This window comes from Streptomyces davaonensis JCM 4913 (assembly GCF_000349325.1).
Lineage (GTDB): Bacteria > Actinomycetota > Actinomycetes > Streptomycetales > Streptomycetaceae > Streptomyces > Streptomyces davaonensis.
Genome location: NC_020504.1, coordinates 3,313,613 through 3,328,719 on the forward strand (window position 1 = coordinate 3,313,613; position 15,107 = coordinate 3,328,719).

At 71.6% G+C, this 15,107-nt stretch carries 17 protein-coding genes; 5 read left to right on the forward strand and 12 right to left on the reverse strand.

The genetic code is table 11. The features are described 5' to 3' along the window. Positions 1-8 precede the first annotated feature (8 nt). The 4 genes from ligA to BN159_RS14215 are packed head-to-tail and all read right to left on the reverse strand — an operon-like array spanning position 9 to position 4,511. Complete coding sequence (gene ligA, locus BN159_RS14200) at positions 9-2,201, reverse strand: NAD-dependent DNA ligase LigA (RefSeq protein ID WP_015657671.1); 2,193 nt, start codon at positions 2,199-2,201, stop codon at positions 9-11. A gap of 15 nt (positions 2,202-2,216) precedes the next feature. Beyond that, positions 2,217-3,218, reverse strand: coding sequence for a methionine synthase (locus BN159_RS14205; RefSeq protein WP_041819274.1), 1,002 nt, complete (start codon positions 3,216-3,218; stop codon positions 2,217-2,219). Between the two features lie 34 nt (positions 3,219-3,252). Continuing rightward, on the reverse strand, positions 3,253-3,951 hold the full coding sequence (locus BN159_RS14210; protein ID WP_015657673.1) for an SDR family oxidoreductase: 699 nt from the start codon (positions 3,949-3,951) through the stop codon (positions 3,253-3,255). A gap of 20 nt (positions 3,952-3,971) precedes the next feature. Further along, complete coding sequence (locus BN159_RS14215) at positions 3,972-4,511, reverse strand: LOG family protein (protein WP_015657674.1); 540 nt, start codon at positions 4,509-4,511, stop codon at positions 3,972-3,974. Between the two features lie 52 nt (positions 4,512-4,563). On the opposite strand from BN159_RS14215, the gene BN159_RS14220 reads away from it, so the two are divergent. Next, positions 4,564-4,887: a DUF427 domain-containing protein gene (locus BN159_RS14220; protein WP_015657675.1), complete on the forward strand. Its 324-nt coding sequence runs from the start codon at positions 4,564-4,566 to the stop codon at positions 4,885-4,887. Positions 4,888-4,923: 36 nt separating this feature from the next. Beyond that, positions 4,924-5,706, forward strand: a complete 783-nt coding sequence (locus BN159_RS14225) for an alpha/beta fold hydrolase (protein ID WP_015657676.1) — start codon at positions 4,924-4,926, stop codon at positions 5,704-5,706. Positions 5,707-5,724: 18 nt separating this feature from the next. Here the strand turns inward: BN159_RS14225 and mnmA are convergent, their stop codons facing one another. After that, complete coding sequence (gene mnmA / locus BN159_RS14230) at positions 5,725-6,849, reverse strand: tRNA 2-thiouridine(34) synthase MnmA (protein ID WP_041819276.1); 1,125 nt, start codon at positions 6,847-6,849, stop codon at positions 5,725-5,727. A gap of 60 nt (positions 6,850-6,909) precedes the next feature. Here mnmA and BN159_RS14235 point away from each other — a divergent pair, with 60 nt between their 5' ends. Further along, positions 6,910-7,593 carry an N-acetylmuramoyl-L-alanine amidase gene (locus BN159_RS14235; RefSeq protein ID WP_015657678.1) on the forward strand — a complete coding sequence of 228 codons (684 nt, stop codon included), beginning with the start codon at positions 6,910-6,912 and terminating at the stop codon, positions 7,591-7,593. A gap of 33 nt (positions 7,594-7,626) precedes the next feature. On the opposite strand, the gene BN159_RS14240 is transcribed toward BN159_RS14235, so the two are convergent. The 3 genes from BN159_RS14240 to BN159_RS46185 all read right to left on the reverse strand — a co-directional run bounded on the left by BN159_RS14240 (position 7,627) and on the right by BN159_RS46185 (position 9,345). After that, entirely contained in the window at positions 7,627-8,790 is a 1,164-nt protein-coding gene (locus tag BN159_RS14240) for a cysteine desulfurase family protein (RefSeq protein WP_015657679.1), read from the reverse strand. 112 nt (positions 8,791-8,902) lie between these two features. Then, on the reverse strand, positions 8,903-9,169 hold the full coding sequence (locus tag BN159_RS14245; RefSeq protein ID WP_015657680.1) for a hypothetical protein: 267 nt from the start codon (positions 9,167-9,169) through the stop codon (positions 8,903-8,905). A gap of 23 nt (positions 9,170-9,192) precedes the next feature. Beyond that, the gene (locus BN159_RS46185) at positions 9,193-9,345 is read right to left on the reverse strand and encodes a hypothetical protein (RefSeq protein WP_015657681.1); all 153 of its coding nucleotides are present in this window, start codon (positions 9,343-9,345) and stop codon (positions 9,193-9,195) included. A 133-nt stretch (positions 9,346-9,478) separates the two neighbouring features. On the opposite strand from BN159_RS46185, the gene BN159_RS14255 reads away from it, so the two are divergent. Further along, positions 9,479-10,108, forward strand: a complete 630-nt coding sequence (locus BN159_RS14255) for a TetR family transcriptional regulator (protein ID WP_015657682.1) — start codon at positions 9,479-9,481, stop codon at positions 10,106-10,108. Positions 10,109-10,153: 45 nt separating this feature from the next. On the opposite strand, the gene BN159_RS14260 is transcribed toward BN159_RS14255, so the two are convergent. From BN159_RS14260 to BN159_RS14270, 3 genes are read right to left on the reverse strand one after another with little or no spacing between them, the layout of a single operon-like run. Further along, a complete protein-coding gene (locus tag BN159_RS14260; RefSeq protein ID WP_015657683.1) occupies positions 10,154-11,128 on the reverse strand; it encodes a helix-turn-helix transcriptional regulator in 975 nt (324 codons plus the stop codon). Positions 11,129-11,162: 34 nt separating this feature from the next. Then, positions 11,163-12,014 carry a thioesterase family protein gene (locus BN159_RS14265; RefSeq protein ID WP_015657684.1) on the reverse strand — a complete coding sequence of 284 codons (852 nt, stop codon included), beginning with the start codon at positions 12,012-12,014 and terminating at the stop codon, positions 11,163-11,165. Positions 12,015-12,065: 51 nt separating this feature from the next. After that, entirely contained in the window at positions 12,066-13,151 is a 1,086-nt protein-coding gene (locus BN159_RS14270; RefSeq protein ID WP_015657685.1) for a DUF5937 family protein, read from the reverse strand. 100 nt (positions 13,152-13,251) lie between these two features. Between BN159_RS14270 and BN159_RS14275 the strand changes: the two genes are divergently transcribed. After that, positions 13,252-14,538, forward strand: coding sequence for an MFS transporter (locus BN159_RS14275; RefSeq protein WP_015657686.1), 1,287 nt, complete (start codon positions 13,252-13,254; stop codon positions 14,536-14,538). On the opposite strand, the gene BN159_RS43920 is transcribed toward BN159_RS14275, so the two are convergent. Next, on the reverse strand, positions 14,447-15,103 hold the full coding sequence (locus BN159_RS43920) for a trimeric intracellular cation channel family protein (protein WP_078598800.1): 657 nt from the start codon (positions 15,101-15,103) through the stop codon (positions 14,447-14,449). The genes BN159_RS14275 and BN159_RS43920 overlap by 92 nt on opposite strands. Positions 15,104-15,107 lie beyond the last annotated feature (4 nt).

Sequence of the window (15,107 nt, forward strand, 5' to 3'; positions counted from 1 at the left end):
ACCGCCGCCTACTCCTCGGTCGGAAGAGCGACTTCGGCCGCCGCCTCGGGGCCCTGTTCCAGCAGGACGGTGAAGCCGTCCTCGTTCAGAACCGGCACCTTCAGCTGCATCGCCTTGTCGTACTTCGAACCAGGATTGTCACCCACGACGACGAAAGACGTCTTCTTCGAGACCGAACCGGTCACCTTGGCCCCGCGGGTCTGGAGCTCCTCCTTGGCGCCGTCCCGGGTGAAGCGCTCCAGAGTGCCGGTCACGACCACGGTGAGACCTTCCAGCGGGCGCGGCCCCTCGTCCTCGCCGGAGCCCTCCTCCTCCATGCGCACGCCGGCCGCCCGCCACTTGCGGAGGATCTCCTGGTGCCACTCCTCGGCGAACCACTCCTTCAGCGAGGCCGCGATGATCGCGCCGACGCCGTCGGTGGCGGCCAGCTCCTCCTCACTGGCTTGCTCGATCCGCTCGATCGAGCGGAATTCGCGGGCCAGCGCCTCGGCGGCGACCGGTCCCACATGACGGATCGACAGGCCCGTGAGCACCCGGGCGAGGGGGCGTTCCTTGGCCGCCTGGATGTTCTCCAGCATGGCAAGCGCGTTCTTCTTCGCCTCGCCCTGCTGATTGGCGAAGACCCGGGCGACCTTCTCCTCGCCGGTCTTCGGGTCCCGCTTGGGCAGACCGCTGTCCTGGTCCAGGACGTACGCCTTGATGGGCAGCAGCCGCTCGATGGTGAGGTCGAACAGGTCGCCCTCGTCGATCAGCGGCGGCTCCGAAGGCTCCAGCGGCTTGGTGAGGGCAGCTGCGGCGACGTAACCGAAGTGCTCGATGTCCAGCGACTTGCGGCCCGCGAGGTAGAACAGGCGCTCCCGCAACTGCGCCGGGCAGCCCCGCGCGTTCGGGCAGCGCAGGTCGACGTCGCCCTCCTTCATCGGCCTGAGCGGCGTACCGCAATCGGGGCACTCGGCCGGCATCACGAACTCGCGCTCGCTGCCGTCGCGCAGGTCGGCGACGGGACCGAGGATCTCCGGGATGACGTCACCGGCCTTGCGCAGCACCACGGTGTCGCCGATCAGCACACCCTTGGCCTTGACCACGTCCTGGTTGTGCAGGGTGGCGAACTCGACCTCGGAACCGGCCACCGTCACCGGCTCGACCTGGGCGTACGGCGTGACCCGGCCCGTACGGCCCACGCCCACCCGGATGTTGACCAGCTTGGTGTTGACCTCCTCCGGCGCGTACTTGTACGCGATGGCCCAGCGCGGGGCGCGGGAGGTGGAGCCGAGGCGGCCCTGGAGCGGGATCTCGTCGAGCTTGACGACGACGCCGTCGATCTCGTGCTCCACGGAGTGGCGGTTCTCGCCGTAGTACTCGATGAACGCGCGGACGCCGTCGAGATCGCCGACCACCTTGTTGTGCCGGGAGGTGGGCAGGCCCCAGGTCTTGAGCAGGTCGTACGCCTGGGAGAGGCGGGAGAGGCCCTCGAAGCCCTCCAGGGCGCCGATGCCATGGACGACCATGTGCAGGGGGCGGGTGGCGGTGACCCGCGGGTCCTTCTGGCGCAGCGAACCGGCGGCGGCGTTGCGCGGGTTGGCGAAGGGCTTGTCACCGGCCGCGACCAGGCGGGCGTTGAGCTCCTCGAACTTCTCCATCGGGAAGTAGACCTCGCCGCGGATCTCCACCAGGTCCGGGACGCCGTCGCCGCTGAGCCGGTCCGGGATCTCGGCGATGGTGCGCACGTTCGGCGTGATGTCCTCGCCCGTGCGGCCGTCACCGCGGGTCGCCGCGCGGGTGAGCCGTCCCCGCTCGTACGTCAGGTTCACGGCGAGGCCGTCGACCTTCAGCTCGCACAGGAAGTGGTACGCGGAGGCGCCGACGTCCTTGTGGACGCGCTCGGCCCAGGCGGCGAGCTCCAGGTCGTCGAAGGCGTTGTCCAGGGAGAGCATCCGCTGACGGTGCTGGACTGCGGTGAACTCCGTCTCGTACGCGCCCGCGACCTTCTGGGTCGGCGAGTCCGGGGTGCGCAGCTCCGGGTACTCCTCCTCCAGGGCCTCCAGCGCGCGCAGTTGCTTGTCGAACTCCGCGTCGCTGACGACCGGGGCGTCCTTCACGTAGTACCGGAAGCGGTGCTCCTCGATCTGCTCAGCGAGCTTGGCGTGCTTTTCCCGCGCCTCGGCGGGCACCGTCGTCTCCGCTTGCTTGTCGCCGGCCACCGTGTTGTCCTCCCGTTACTCTGGGTTGTCCGCGAGGGATCTCGCCGCCCGGACACAGTGGGCGAGTGCCTTGCGGGCGTACGCGGGGGAAGCGCCCGCGAGGCCGCACGCCGGAGTGAGCGTGACGGACTCCGCGAGAAGCCCCGGTCGCAGCCCCAGCCTGCGCCACAGCGTCCTGACACCCATGACGCTACCGGCAGGGTCTGACAATGGGCCGTCCGTGCCCGGGACGACACCTGCGAACAGTCCGGTGCCCGCCTCGACCGCCTCGCCGATCGTGTCGTCGTCACGCTCGGTGAGGAGCGAGAAGTCGAACGAGATCGCTGCCGCGCCCGCTCGGCGCAGGAGGGCGAAGGGGACGTCCGGTGCGCACGAGTGCACCACGACGGGGTTGTCCGCGTGAACCCCGATGACATCGCGGAGTGCGGACTCGACGAGCTGGCGGTCCACGGCCCGGTGCGTGCGGTATCCGCTGGCGGACTTCACCTGGCCCCGCAGGACGGCGGTGAGGGAGGGTTCGTCGAGCTGGAGGACGAGCTGGGCGCCGGGGACACGGCGGCGCAGCTCCGCGAGGTGCTGCCGCAGGCCCTCGGCGAGGGAGGCGGTGAGGTCGCGGCAGGCGCCGGGGTCGGAGAGGGCGACTTCGCCGTTCCTCAGCTCAAGGGCGGCGGCGAGGGTCCACGGCCCGACCGCCTGCACCTTGAGCTGCCCCTCGTAGCCCTGGACGAACTCCTCCAGGGCGTCGAGGTCCTCGCCCAGCCAGGAGCGGGCCCGCCTGGTGTCCCGGCCGGGCCGGTCCCCGATCCGCCAGCCGCTGGGCTCGACGCGCGCGTACAGCTCGACGAGCATCCCCGCGGTACGTCCGATCATGTCGGCGCCGGGCCCGCGGGCGGGCAGCTCGGCCAGGAACGGGAAGTCCTCGAACGACCCGACGACCGTCTTGGCCGCCTCCCGGGCATCGGTGCCGGGCATCGACCCGACACCGGTGGCGGAGGCAAACCTGAAATGTGCGTTCACGCGGGGAAGCCTACGTATCCCGTCGAATCCGAAGTCAGCGGCCCGGGCGGACCGTCACGTCGTTGATCTCCGCGTCCCTGGGCAGGTCCAGGGCCGTCAGGATGGTGGTGGCCACCGATTCCGGGTCGATCCACTGGGACTCGTCGTAGGTCTTGCCCTCCTGCTGGTGGACCTTGGCCTGCATGGGGCTCGCCGTGCGGCCGGGGTAGACCGAGGTGACCCGCACGCCGTGGGCGTGCTCCTCGTGGCGCAGGGAGTCCGCCAGGGCCTTGAGGCCGTGCTTGGAGGCGGCGTAGGCGGACCAGTCGGCGTGGGCGTTCAGGCCCGCGCCGGAGTTGACGAAGATCACGTGGCCGCGGGACGCCCTCAGCTGGGGCAGGAAGTGGCGTGTCAGCTCGGCGGGCGAGATGAGGTTGACGTTGAGCTGGTGGCGCCAGGTCTTCGGGGTCAGGTCACCGACCCGTCCGAGGTCCACCACACCCGCGATGTGGAGGAGGGAGTCCACCCGGTCCGGCAGGGACTGGTGCGAGAACGCCCAGGACAGCTTGTCGGGGTCCGCGAGGTCCCCGACCAGTGTCCGGGCCCCGGGGAACGCGGCCGCCAGCTCCTTCGCCCGGCCCGCGTCGCGCGCGTGCAGCACGAGTTCGTCCCCGCGCGCGTGCAGCCGCCGCGCGACGGCCGCGCCGATTCCGGAACCCGCCCCGGTGATCACATGAGTAGCCATGTGCGCCATCGTCGCACCTGGGGGCACCGTCACTCCACGCCGTGGCTCTCCTCCAGATACGCCAGCGCCCCCACCGGCTCCTCCGCGAAGAACACCAGGTCGGTCAGGGGGCGGGGCAGGAAGCCCTCGTCCTCCATCCGCCGGAACTGCTGCTTCAGGCCGTCGTAGAAGCCCGCGGTGTTCAGCAGGACGACCGGCTTGTCGGTGTGGCCGTGCTTCTTCAGCTCCAGGATCTCGGTCGCCTCGTCCAGCGTGCCGGTGCCGCCGACCATGACCACCACCGCGTCGGCCTTCTCCAGCAGCAGCCGCTTGCGCTCGGCGAGGTCCTTGGCGATGACCATCTCGTCCGCGCCCTCGCGGGCCTTGGCGGCCAGGAAGTCCACCGAGACGCCGAGCAGCCGCCCGCCGGCCTGCTGCACCCCGTCGGCGACCACCTTCATCAGCCCCACGTCGGAGCCGCCCCACACGAGCGTGTGACCGCCCTTGCCCAGCAGGTTCGCGAACTCCCGCGCGGGGCGGGTGTATCGCTCGTCCAGTTCGGCCGCGGAGAGGAAGACGCAGATTCGCATGCAGCCACCGTACGCGGGAAGAAACCGGCGCCCTGAGAGTGCTCCTACAACCATGGCTGAAGGACACACGATCACGATCGAGCACGGCACTCAGCGCGTACGGGTCGTCCACGGCGGCCAGGTCCTCGCGGAGAGCGACCACCCGCTGATCCTCAGGGAGACCGGCTGTCCGGTGCGCTACTACCTCCCCGCGGAGGACGTACGCCTTGAACTCCTGACCCCTTCCGACACCCACACCTACTGCCCCTTCAAGGGCACGGCCTCCTACTGGTCGCTGCCGGACGCCGCGGATCTGGTCTGGGCATACCCCGAGCCCAAGCCGGACGTCGCCGAGATCAAGGACCATCTGTGCTTCTACGAAGTCGAGGTGTTGTGACCGATTAGTCCGGTGCCCGGTGGCAGTCTGTCGGGCATGGGACTCAAGAGCATTTCGCGCGATGGCACCTCCCTCGCGTACGAGAGCACCGGTGACGGCCCGGCGGTCGTCCTCGTCAGCGGCGCGATGTCCACGGGCGCGACTCTCGCGCCGCTGGCGCAGTCCCTCGCGGAGCGCCGGTTCACCGTCGTGACGTACGACCGCCGGGGCCGCGGGGAGAGCGGCGACACGGCGCCGTACGACGTCGCCCGCGAGGTGGAGGATCTCGCGGTGCTGATCGAGGCGGTGGGCGGTGAGGCGGCGCTGTGCGGGGTCTCCTCGGGCGGCGCGCTGGCCCTGGAGGCGGCGGCGAGCGGGCTGCCGGTGCGTCAGGTGGCCGTGTACGAGACGCCGTTCGCCGTGCACGAGGGCGGCCGGGCGGCGTGGGCCGAGTACACCGAGCGGCTCGGCGAGGCGCTCGGGCAGGGCAGGCGCGGGGACGCGGTGGAGCTGTTCCTGCGGCTCACCGGGCTCGCCGAGGAGATGATCCAGGGTGCCCGCCAGTCCCCCATGTGGGCCGGGATGGAGGCCGTCGCCCCGAGCCTCGCGTACGACGCGGCCGTGATGGGCGACTGCTCGGTGCCGCGCGCCCGGCTGGCGTCGGTCCAGGCGCCGCTGCTGGCCATCGCGGGCGGCGCGAGCCCCGCGTGGATGCGGGAGGCCGCACAGGCCGTCGCTCAGGCGGCACCGCAGGGCGCGTACCGCGGCCTGGAGGGCCAGACCCACATGGTGGAACCGCAGGTCCTCGGCCCGGTGCTGGCCGAGTTCTTCGGCGCATAGGGCCTGTCTCGGGACCGCTCAGGCCGCGCCCGCCGTCGCGCGCGTGGTCGTCGAGATCGTCGCCGAGCCCACCACGCGTGTGTCGTCGTACAGGACGATCGCCTGGCCGGGGGCCACGCCGCGGACCGGCTCGGTGAAGGTGACCTCCAGGGTGCCGTCGACGAGTTCGGCGGTCACCTCGGTCTCGCCGCCGTGGGCGCGGAGCTGCGCGGTGTAGGTGCCGGGGCCGGTGGGGGCGGTGCCGCACCAGCGGGGCTTGATCGCGCGCAGGGCGGTGACGTCCAGGGCGGCGGCCGGGCCGACCGTGACGGTGTTGTCGACCGGGGAGATGTCGAGGACGTAGCGCGGCTTGCCGTCGGCGGCCGGGGTGCCGATGCGCAGGCCCTTGCGCTGGCCGATGGTGAAGCCGTACGCGCCCTCATGGGTGCCCAGCTTGGCGCCGGACTCGTCGACGATGTCTCCCTCGGCCTTGCCGAGGCGGTTGGCCAGGAAGCCCTGGGTGTCGCCGTCGGCGATGAAGCAGATGTCGTGGGAGTCGGGCTTCTTCGCGACCGCCAGACCCCGGACCTCGGCCTCCGCGCGGATCTCGTCCTTCGTCGTCACGGTGTCGCCGAGCGGGAAGAGCGCGTGCGCGAGCTGCCGCTCGTCCAGCACACCGAGGACATAGGACTGGTCCTTGGCCATGTCGGAGGCGCGGTGCAGCTCACGGGAGCCGTCGGCCAGCGTGACGACCTTCGCGTAGTGGCCGGTGCAGACCGCGTCGAAGCCCAGGGCCAGCGCCTTGTCCAGCAGCGCGGCGAACTTGATCTTCTCGTTGCAGCGCAGACAGGGGTTCGGGGTGCGGCCGGCCTCGTACTCGGCGATGAAGTCCTCGACCACGTCCTCGCGGAAGCGGTCGGCGAGGTCCCAGACGTAGAAGGGGATGCCGATGACGTCGGCGGCGCGGCGGGCGTCGCGCGAGTCCTCGATGGTGCAACAGCCCCGCGCGCCCGTGCGGAAGGACTGCGGGTTCGCGGAGAGCGCGAGGTGGACACCGGTCACGTCGTGGCCGGCCTCCGCGGCGCGGGCGGCGGCGACGGCGGAGTCCACGCCGCCGGACATGGCGGCGAGTACACGAAGGGGGCGCTGCGGGGTGTCAGTCATAACTCTTCAAGAGTACGGGTCCGCGGGAACCGGAGCCGCCGGGTATCCGTTGACGATCACATGGGGGCGAGGAAGGCATCCAAGGACAAGGGCAGCGGCACGGACGCGGACCGGCGCATCGGGCGGCGGGCGCTGCTGATCGGCGGCGCGGCGGCCGCGCTGGGCACCGCGGTGCTGGCCCGCGACGAGCTGGGGCGGCTGTGGTGGCGGCTGCCCGGCGTGGAGAAGCCGCGCAAGGAGGGCGAGGTCGACTTCGCGGGCGCGCGCTGGCTGGCGGCCTCGGACGCGAACTGGCGGCGGGCCGACCGGCCGGACGACTACGGCGTCGACATGGTGGTCATCCATGTCACCCAGGGCAGTTACGACAGCGCGGTGAAGGTCTTCCAGGACCCGGAGCACGGCGCCGCGGCGCACTACATCGTCCGCAAGGACGGCCATGTCACGCAGATGATCCGTGAGCTGGACGTGGCGTATCACGCGGGCAACCGCGACTACAACGAACGCAGTGTCGGCATCGAGCACGAGGGGTTCGTGGACCGGCCCGAGGGCTTCACGGACGAGATGTACGCCGCCTCGGCCCGCCTCACCGCCCGCATATGCGCGCGCTACGACATCCCCGTCGACCGCGAGCACATCATCGGCCATGTGGAGGTGCCGGGCACGGACCACACGGACCCGGGCGAACACTGGGACTGGAAGCGGTACATGAAGCTGGTCCGCCAGGCTCGTACGGCGCTGGCATGAGCCCGCGCGGGGCCCTTCGACCAGCTGAGGCAACTAGCTGAGGCCCGCCGCTCGCGCCCGCTCCACGGCCGGTCCGATCGCCTTGGCGACCGCCTCGACGTCGGCCTCCGTGGAGGTGTGGCCGAGGGAGAAGCGCAGGGTGCCGCGGGCGAGGTCCGGATCGGTGCCGGTGGCCAGCAGGACGTGGCTGGGCTGGGCGACGCCGGCGGTGCAGGCGGAGCCGGTGGAGCACTCGATGCCCTGGGCGTCCAGCAGGAGCAGCAGGGAGTCGCCCTCGCAGCCGGGGAACATGAAGTGGGCGTTGGCCGGGAGGCGGTCCACGGGGTCGCCGCCGAGGATCGCGTCCGGGACCGCGGTGCGGACCGCCGCGATCAGGTCGTCGCGCAGGGCGCCGATCTCCCGGGCGAACCACTCGCGCTGCTCCGCGGCCAGCCTGCCCGCCACGGCGAAGGATGCGACGGCGGGCACGTCGAGGGTGCCGGAGCGGACCTGCCGCTCCTGGCCGCCGCCGTGCAGCACGGGTACGGGGGTCTGGTCGCGGCCGAGGATCAGGGCACCGATGCCGTAGGGGCCGCCGATCTTGTGTCCGGAGACGGTCATCGCGGCGAGGCCGGAGGCGGCGAAGTCGACGTCGAGCTGGCCGAAGGCCTGGACGGCGTCGGCGTGCAGCGGGACGCCGAACTCGGCGGCGACGTCGGCGAGTTCACGGACCGGCATGATCGTGCCGATCTCGTTGTTGGCCCACATGACGGTCGCCAGGGCCACGTCGCCGGGGTTGCGGGCGATGGCCTCACGCAGGGCTTCGGGGTGGACCCGGCCGTACTCGTCGACCGGGAGGTACTCGACTGTGGCGCCCTCGTGTTCGCCGAGCCAGTGCACCGCGTCGAGGACGGCGTGGTGCTCGACCGGGGAGGCCAGCACCCGGGTGCGGGCCGGGTCGGCGTCTCTCCTGGCCCAGTACAGGCCCTTGACCGCGAGGTTGTCGGCCTCGGTGCCGCCCGAGGTGAGCACGACCTCGCTGGGGCGGGCGCCGAGCGCTTCCGCGAGGGTCTCGCGGGATTCCTCGACGGTACGGCGGGCCCGGCGGCCGGATGCGTGCAGTGAGGAGGCGTTGCCGGTGACGCTCAGGTGCGCGGCGAGTGCCTCGACCGCCTCGGGAAGCATCGGGGTGGTCGCGGCGTGGTCGAGGTAAGCCATGGTGAGCTGATTCTACGGGCCTGTTCCGTGGCCGTAGGCATGGGTCGTCGGCCGTTGTCGTGGGCCGGTGCCCGCAAGGGTGGGGTCCCCGTGGACTCGGAGACTCCAGGACTCAGAAGCTCCAGGACACCGTGCTGTCCATCTGCATGAAGGCCAGCAGGACCAACAGGTCGGCCACGCCCAGGCCGAGGCCCAGATACGCGCGACCCTTACGGCTGGTTCCCCGCCAGAGGGACACGATTGCCAGGGCCATGGCGATCGGGCCCAGGAAGACATTGAGGACCAGGAGGCCTACGAGGCCGAGGATGAAGGACGCGACAGCCATGCCGTCGGCGTCACGGGTGAGTGGGCGGCCGGTCGTCGGGGCTGTGAGCTGCATGATGGGTCGACTCCCTGTGCGGGTCAGTGGCGGCGGGCGTGGCGCTCGCGGAGCGCGAAGACGCCCAGCCAGGCGGCGATGACGGCGGCGGCCACGACGGTGAAGCCGAGCGGCGCGTGGGCCACGGTGCCCATGACGACGCCCAGAAGCAGGAGCGCGGCGACGAGGAACAGCATGGGATGGGATCCCCTCCGAGATGCGTCTCGTTACATTTCGGTGAACAGTTGTAGTTACAGTTGTTCACTGACTTCAGAGTCTAGCGCGCCCCATGGCTTTTCAATTCCAGAGAACAGTTGTTAACTGCATGGCATGAGTCACACCCTCGGCATCCGGCAGGTCCAGAAGCAGAAGACCCGACAGGCGCTCCTGGACGCCGCGTTGGGGCTGCTGGAGGAGCAGAGCCTGAGCAGTCTGGGCCTGCGCGAGGTCACCCGTGCCGTCGGCGTCGCCCCCACCGCCTTCTACCGGCACTTCCGCTCGACCGCGGATCTCGGCATCGCCCTGGTCGAGGAGGCGCTGGGCAGCCTCCACCCGATGATCCGGACCACCGTCTCCGCCGACGGCGACCCCGACGAACGCATCGCCCGCGCCGTCGAGTTGATCGCCGGCCATGTCGCCGCGCACCCTGCCCACGTCCGCTTCATCGCCCGTGAGCGGCACGGCGGCGTCCAGCCCGTGCGCGAGGCCATCCAGGACCAACTCGCCCGCTTCGGCGAGGAGGTGAAGCGTGAGCTCGCCAAGGACCCGCTGTCCGAGGGCTGGAGCGACGAGGACCTGCTGATGCTGGCCAACCTCTACGTCGACCAGATGCTGATGATCGCCTCCCTCTTCCTGGACACCCTGGACAAGGAAGCGGGGGACGATCGACGGCGGGTCGTCCAGGACGCCACCCGCCGGATGCGGCTGATCAGCATCGGCCGCCGCCACTGGCTGGACTGAGCGAGCGGCGGCGACGCACTACGGCTCTTCTCCTACCGAGAACTGTCAGTCCGGCAAAGCGCTGCTCAAGTACAGCTCCGTGACGGACGCGGCGGTGCGGGCCAGGTCGGCGCGCACCTCCGGCGGGGAGACCACCTCCACCTGGTCGCCGAACGCCAGCAGTTGGCGGGCCTCGCCGAGAAAGCCGTACGAGAGGTGCGCCGTCACCCACTCGCCGCCGTCCTCCGCCTCCGGAAGCGCCGTCAGCCAGGGCCCGTGGACGCGCCGGAAGAGGTCGGCCCGGTCGCTCCGGACGCGGACCGTGACATGGATGGTCCCGGGGCGCTCCTCGACCTGGCGGCGCAATTGCGTCCAGGCGTCGGCCAGTTCGACGCCGGGGCGGCGCTTGACGGGGTCCGGCAGCACAGTCGCCGATTGGACCCGGTCGGCGCGGAAGAGGCGGGGCTTTCCCCGGCTGTCGGCCACCAGGTACCAGACACCCGCCTTGGCCACGAGGCCGTACGGGTCGACGGTGTACGTCCGGATCCGGGTCTCCCTGCCGTGCCGGTAGCGCAGTTTCAGTCGGCGGTCGGTGAAGATCGCGTCCTGCAAGGCGTCGAGGTCGGCGGGGGGTTGGGGGCCGCCGTTCCAGCGGGTGGCGTCCACGAGGATGCGACGGGAGGCCACCTCGGCGGCCGGGCGGTACGGGGCGGGCAGGGCCGCCATCACCTTGCGCAGCGCCGAGCCGAGAGCGGCGTCCAGACCCAGCGCCGCGTGCGTGCCCTGCGCGGAGAGGACGAACAGGGCCCGGGACTCGTCCGCGGTGAGGCCGGTGACGTCGGTACGGAAGCCGCGCAGGAGCTCGATGCCTCCGTGGCGGCCGCGTTCGGCGTACACCGGGACGCCCGAGGCGGACAGGGCTTCGACGTCCCGGTAGATCGTCCGGACCGATACCTCCAGCCGCTCGGCGAGTTCGGGGGCGGTGACCCGGCCCCTGGTCTGGAGGAGCAGAAGGATGGAGAGGAGACGGTCCGACTTCACTTCGTCAGGCTAAGCCGCCTGTTGACCGCCGAGGTCAGCCCAGACGCACCCTTGCCAACTGCCTCGACTGCGCCACCAGGCGACCCTCCGTGTCCCATACCTCCGCGTCCTCCTCCAGGAAGCCGCCCGCCAGGTTGCGGGTCGTGATCGACACCCGGAGCGGGCCGGGGGCCGGGCGGCAGCGGATGTGGACCGTCAGTTCCACCGTGGGGACCCAGCCCTTGATGCCGAGTTCGAAGGCCGTCGGAGGCAGCGCGTCCACCGCCAGGAGGAGGGAGAGGGGGTCGGCGTCGCGGCCGTCGGCGAGGCCGAACCAGGCGCGCATCTCGCCCTTGCCGGAGGGGGCGCCGAGGGCCCAGCCCAGGGTCGCGGGGTCCAGCTTGATCATCAGGCGGTCGGTGATGGCCGAGCTGCCGGGGACCGGGGCGGGGCTGTCCTGCGGGCCGAAGCACTGGTCGATCGGCGGGATCGCGGGCGGCTGCGCGGTCGTACGGACGTCGTCGGGGAGGGAGTCGAGGTCGCCGTAGGAGGCGAGGACGCGGATGCGTTCGATCTCCCGGCCCTCCTCGTCGTACTGGAAGAGGGAGGCCTGGCCGGTGGAGAGGGTGCGGCCGGTGCGGACCAGGGACGTGCGGACCACGGCCGGTCCGGGCTGGGACGCGGTCAGGTAGTGCGCCGAGATCGTGAACGGGTCGGCGTGCGGCAGGGCGTCGGCGAGCGCGCGGCCGAGGACCGCCAGCAGATAGCCGCCGTTGACGGCGCTGATGATGGTCCAGCCGGCGGAGAGGTCGATGTCGTAGACCCCGGGTTCGCGCAGGGTGAGCGCGGTGTCCCGGTCGAACTCGCTGTCGCCGATGGTGGCCTGCGTGAACGCTGCTTCTGGCATGAGTGAACGGTACAACAGCTAACTACTAAGCGGTAGCTTTCCTTGATGCCCTCAGCGCAGGACCGCCGCCAGCAGGTCCGTGCCCAGCGCCGTGAGGTCGGGAATATTCAGGGCGTAACGGACGTAACGCCCCTCTCGTCTGGCCGTGAGCAGGTCCGCCCGGCGCAGGACCGCCAAGTGGCGGGAGACCTCCGGGGGCGAGAGTTCCCAGGCGTGGGCCAGCTCGCCGGTGGTGTGCGTGCCGCGGGCCAGGGTACGCAGCAGCCGCAGCCGTACCGGATGGGCGAGCGCCTCCAGCCGTAGCGTCACCGTCTCCAGGGACACCGGCTCCGACGGACTCGGCTCGGCCACCGGGTACTGCACCACCGGCTGCCACCCCGGCGCATGAACAACGGCCAGGTGTGGACGGCAGAACACACTGGGGACGAAGGTGACCCCGGCGCCCTGCGCGGAAGTCGCCTTGTCCTGGAGCTTGTCCACGACGATGCAGTCGCCGTCCGGTGCCAGCGTGACCGCGCCGGAGACCGACGCGAGCGCCGCCCCGACGCCCTGGCGCTTCAGCAGATCGTTCTTCAGGCGGACATCGGTGGCGAGCCGCACGGCGACACCCGACCAGGCCGCGTCGAAGAACGCCTCGGCGCACTGCTCGAGTGTGTCGCGCACCCGCGCCCGCACGGCGGCCGGATCCGCCAACAGCCGTTCCGCGAAGGCCTCCTGCCGTGCTCCGCGTGCCTGCGCCACGTCCAGCGCCCGCTCGCGCGCCGGGGCGTCGCTGAGCGGCGACGGCGCGGCGAGGTGAACCCGGCTGCCACCGCACGTCATGACGAGCGCGGCTGTCACATAGGTGTCGTCGTCGATCCGGTCCACGTCGTCCAGCTCCTCGGCGAGAGTGGGCCGGGGCCGGGCGGGAAGCAGGAAGTCGGCCTGTGAGGAACGCCAGAGGAACTCCGCCTCCGTGAGCCGCTCGGCGAGCTCCGGCCGCAGCCCGGCCCAGACGTCCGCGGCCCAGCCGACGTGCTGCGGGTGATGCCCTGGCTCGGCCAGTACATGGAGCATCGCGGTCAGCTCCGCCAGCGGGGACGCGACGAACCGCAGTTGCTCGGACGGCGGCCCGCTGATGTCGATCCTCAACGTCATCCCCTCATCCTCACCGCCCGCACGGCCGACGCCGTCGTCGATTGACGCTGTCCGTCAATCGACGTGCCCGATCCGGCGGACGGCCGCACCGTTTGACGCCATGACGACCACCAAGATCCGGCCCCGCGCCCTCGTCCGCGCCTCCGGCGGCCCCCGATACGCCGTCGCCCTGGCCGTGGACGCCCTCGGCACCGGCCTGCTACGGCCGTTTCTGCTGCTCTACGGCGTGACCGTGCTCCGCCTGTCCGCTCCGGCCACCGGCGTCGCCATGACCGTCGGGATCGTCGCGGGTCTTGCCTGCATGCCCGCGGTGGGGCGTTGGCTGGACCGGGGTGCCCGCAGCACTGTCGTGGCCGCGTCGATGCTGGTGCGGGTGGCGGGCGTTGCCCTGCTGCTGGCCACCCCGGAGAGGCACCTCTGGCAGTTCGGGGCGGCGGCGCTGCTGCTCGGCATCGGCAATCAGTCCTGGCCGGCCGCCCACGCCGCGCTCATCGCCACGGTCGCCCACGGCCGGGACCGCGACGCCGCCCTCGCGGCGGGCCGCGCCCTGCGCAACGCGGGCCTCGGGGTGGGCGCGCTCATCGCCACGGTCTGCCTGGCGGGCGGCACCACCGCGCTTCAGGCGCTGGCGGCCGTCACCGGGCTCGCGTATCTCACCGCGGCGGGCCTGGCCTGGTCGGTCCGCCTGTCCGCGGATCCGGCCGCGGGGCCCACCCTTGGCACAGAGCCACCGCCCCGGATGCGCGCGCTGCTCGCCGCCAACGTGATCTACGTCTTCTGCCTCAACGTCCCCGAGATCGCGCTCCCGCTGATCCTGGTGACCCAGCTGGATGCCTCCCCGGTGTGGTCGGCGGCGATCTTCGTCGCCAACACCGTGCTGGTGGTCGGCCTCCAGGTCCCGGTCACCGTCCTGCTCTCCCGCTACCCCCGGCGGAAGGTGCTGGCCCTCGCCGCGGTCGTGCTCACCGGTTCCTACCTGGGCTTCCTCGCCGCCGCCTCGCTCGGGCCCGGCTGGGGTGCCCCGGCGGTCGCCGCGGTGTCCGTCGTCTGCACGATCGGCGAGATCATCTACGCCGGAAGCGCCACCGCGCTCGTCACCGCGCTCGCCCCGGCCCATGTCCTGGGGCGCGCCCTCGCCCGCTTCGAACTCTCCACCGGCTTCGGCCTCGCCGTCTCCCCGATGGTCATCACCGCGCTCGCGCCGCACGGCCCGGCCGCCCTCTGGGGCAGCCTCGCCGGCGCGACCCTGCTGTCCGGGGCGGCGGTGGCCGCCGAGAAGGACCGAGTCGGCGGTGCTACTCCTCCCGCACCGTCGAGCGACGGTTCCAGGCCCGTGGCGCCCGCCAGTGGTAGCGCATCGCCAGCAGCCGCAGCACAAAGGCCGTGAGCGCCGCGAGTCCGCTGGTGACGGGGGTGAGTGCGTCGTAGCGGATGCACATGACGACCATCGCGGCGCCGACGATCGCCGGGACCGCGTAGAGGTCACGGTCCCAGCGCAGCAGGGAGGGCACCTCGTTGGCGAGCACATCACGCAGCACACCGCCGCCGACGGCGGTGGCCAGGCCCAGGGCGGCGGAGGCGGTGAGGCCGAGGCCGTGGTCGTACGCCTTCGTCGTGCCGGTGACGCAGAACAGGCCGAGTCCCGCCGCGTCGAAGACGTTCACACCGGTCTGGATGCGCTCGACGTGCGGGTGCAGGAAGATCACCAGGAGGGCGGCGAGCATGGGGGTCAGGAAGTACCCCAGGTCCGTGAAGGCGGCGGGCGGTACGGCGCCGATGACCAGGTCGCGGAAGAGGCCGCCGCCGAGGGCGGTGACCTCTGCGAGGACGGCGATGCCGAAGACGTCGAAGTTCTTGCGGACGGCCAGCAGGGCGCCGGAGATCGCGAAGACGAAGATGCCGATCAGGTCGAGCGTGTGCTGGACGGACGGGGTGAACAGTTGCTGGAGCACCCGT

Excerpts from the sequence above, each read along its gene's own strand:
- BN159_RS14210 (WP_015657673.1), bottom strand. The coding sequence starts at position 3,951 with ATGGCGCACATGGCTACTCATGTGATCACCGGGGCGGGTTCCGGAATC.
- BN159_RS14215 (WP_015657674.1), bottom strand. The coding sequence starts at position 4,511 with ATGCGAATCTGCGTCTTCCTCTCCGCGGCCGAACTGGACGAGCGATAC.
- BN159_RS14220 (WP_015657675.1), top strand. The coding sequence starts at position 4,564 with ATGGCTGAAGGACACACGATCACGATCGAGCACGGCACTCAGCGCGTA.
- BN159_RS14225 (WP_015657676.1), top strand. The coding sequence starts at position 4,924 with ATGGGACTCAAGAGCATTTCGCGCGATGGCACCTCCCTCGCGTACGAG.
- mnmA (WP_041819276.1), bottom strand. The coding sequence starts at position 6,849 with ATGACTGACACCCCGCAGCGCCCCCTTCGTGTACTCGCCGCCATGTCC.
- BN159_RS14235 (WP_015657678.1), top strand. The coding sequence starts at position 6,910 with ATGGGGGCGAGGAAGGCATCCAAGGACAAGGGCAGCGGCACGGACGCG.
- BN159_RS14240 (WP_015657679.1), bottom strand. The coding sequence starts at position 8,790 with ATGGCTTACCTCGACCACGCCGCGACCACCCCGATGCTTCCCGAGGCG.
- BN159_RS14245 (WP_015657680.1), bottom strand. The coding sequence starts at position 9,169 with ATGCAGCTCACAGCCCCGACGACCGGCCGCCCACTCACCCGTGACGCC.
- BN159_RS46185 (WP_015657681.1), bottom strand. The coding sequence starts at position 9,345 with ATGCTGTTCCTCGTCGCCGCGCTCCTGCTTCTGGGCGTCGTCATGGGC.
- BN159_RS14255 (WP_015657682.1), top strand. The coding sequence starts at position 9,479 with ATGAGTCACACCCTCGGCATCCGGCAGGTCCAGAAGCAGAAGACCCGA.
- BN159_RS14265 (WP_015657684.1), bottom strand. The coding sequence starts at position 12,014 with ATGCCAGAAGCAGCGTTCACGCAGGCCACCATCGGCGACAGCGAGTTC.
- BN159_RS14270 (WP_015657685.1), bottom strand. The coding sequence starts at position 13,151 with ATGACGTTGAGGATCGACATCAGCGGGCCGCCGTCCGAGCAACTGCGG.
- BN159_RS14275 (WP_015657686.1), top strand. The coding sequence starts at position 13,252 with ATGACGACCACCAAGATCCGGCCCCGCGCCCTCGTCCGCGCCTCCGGC.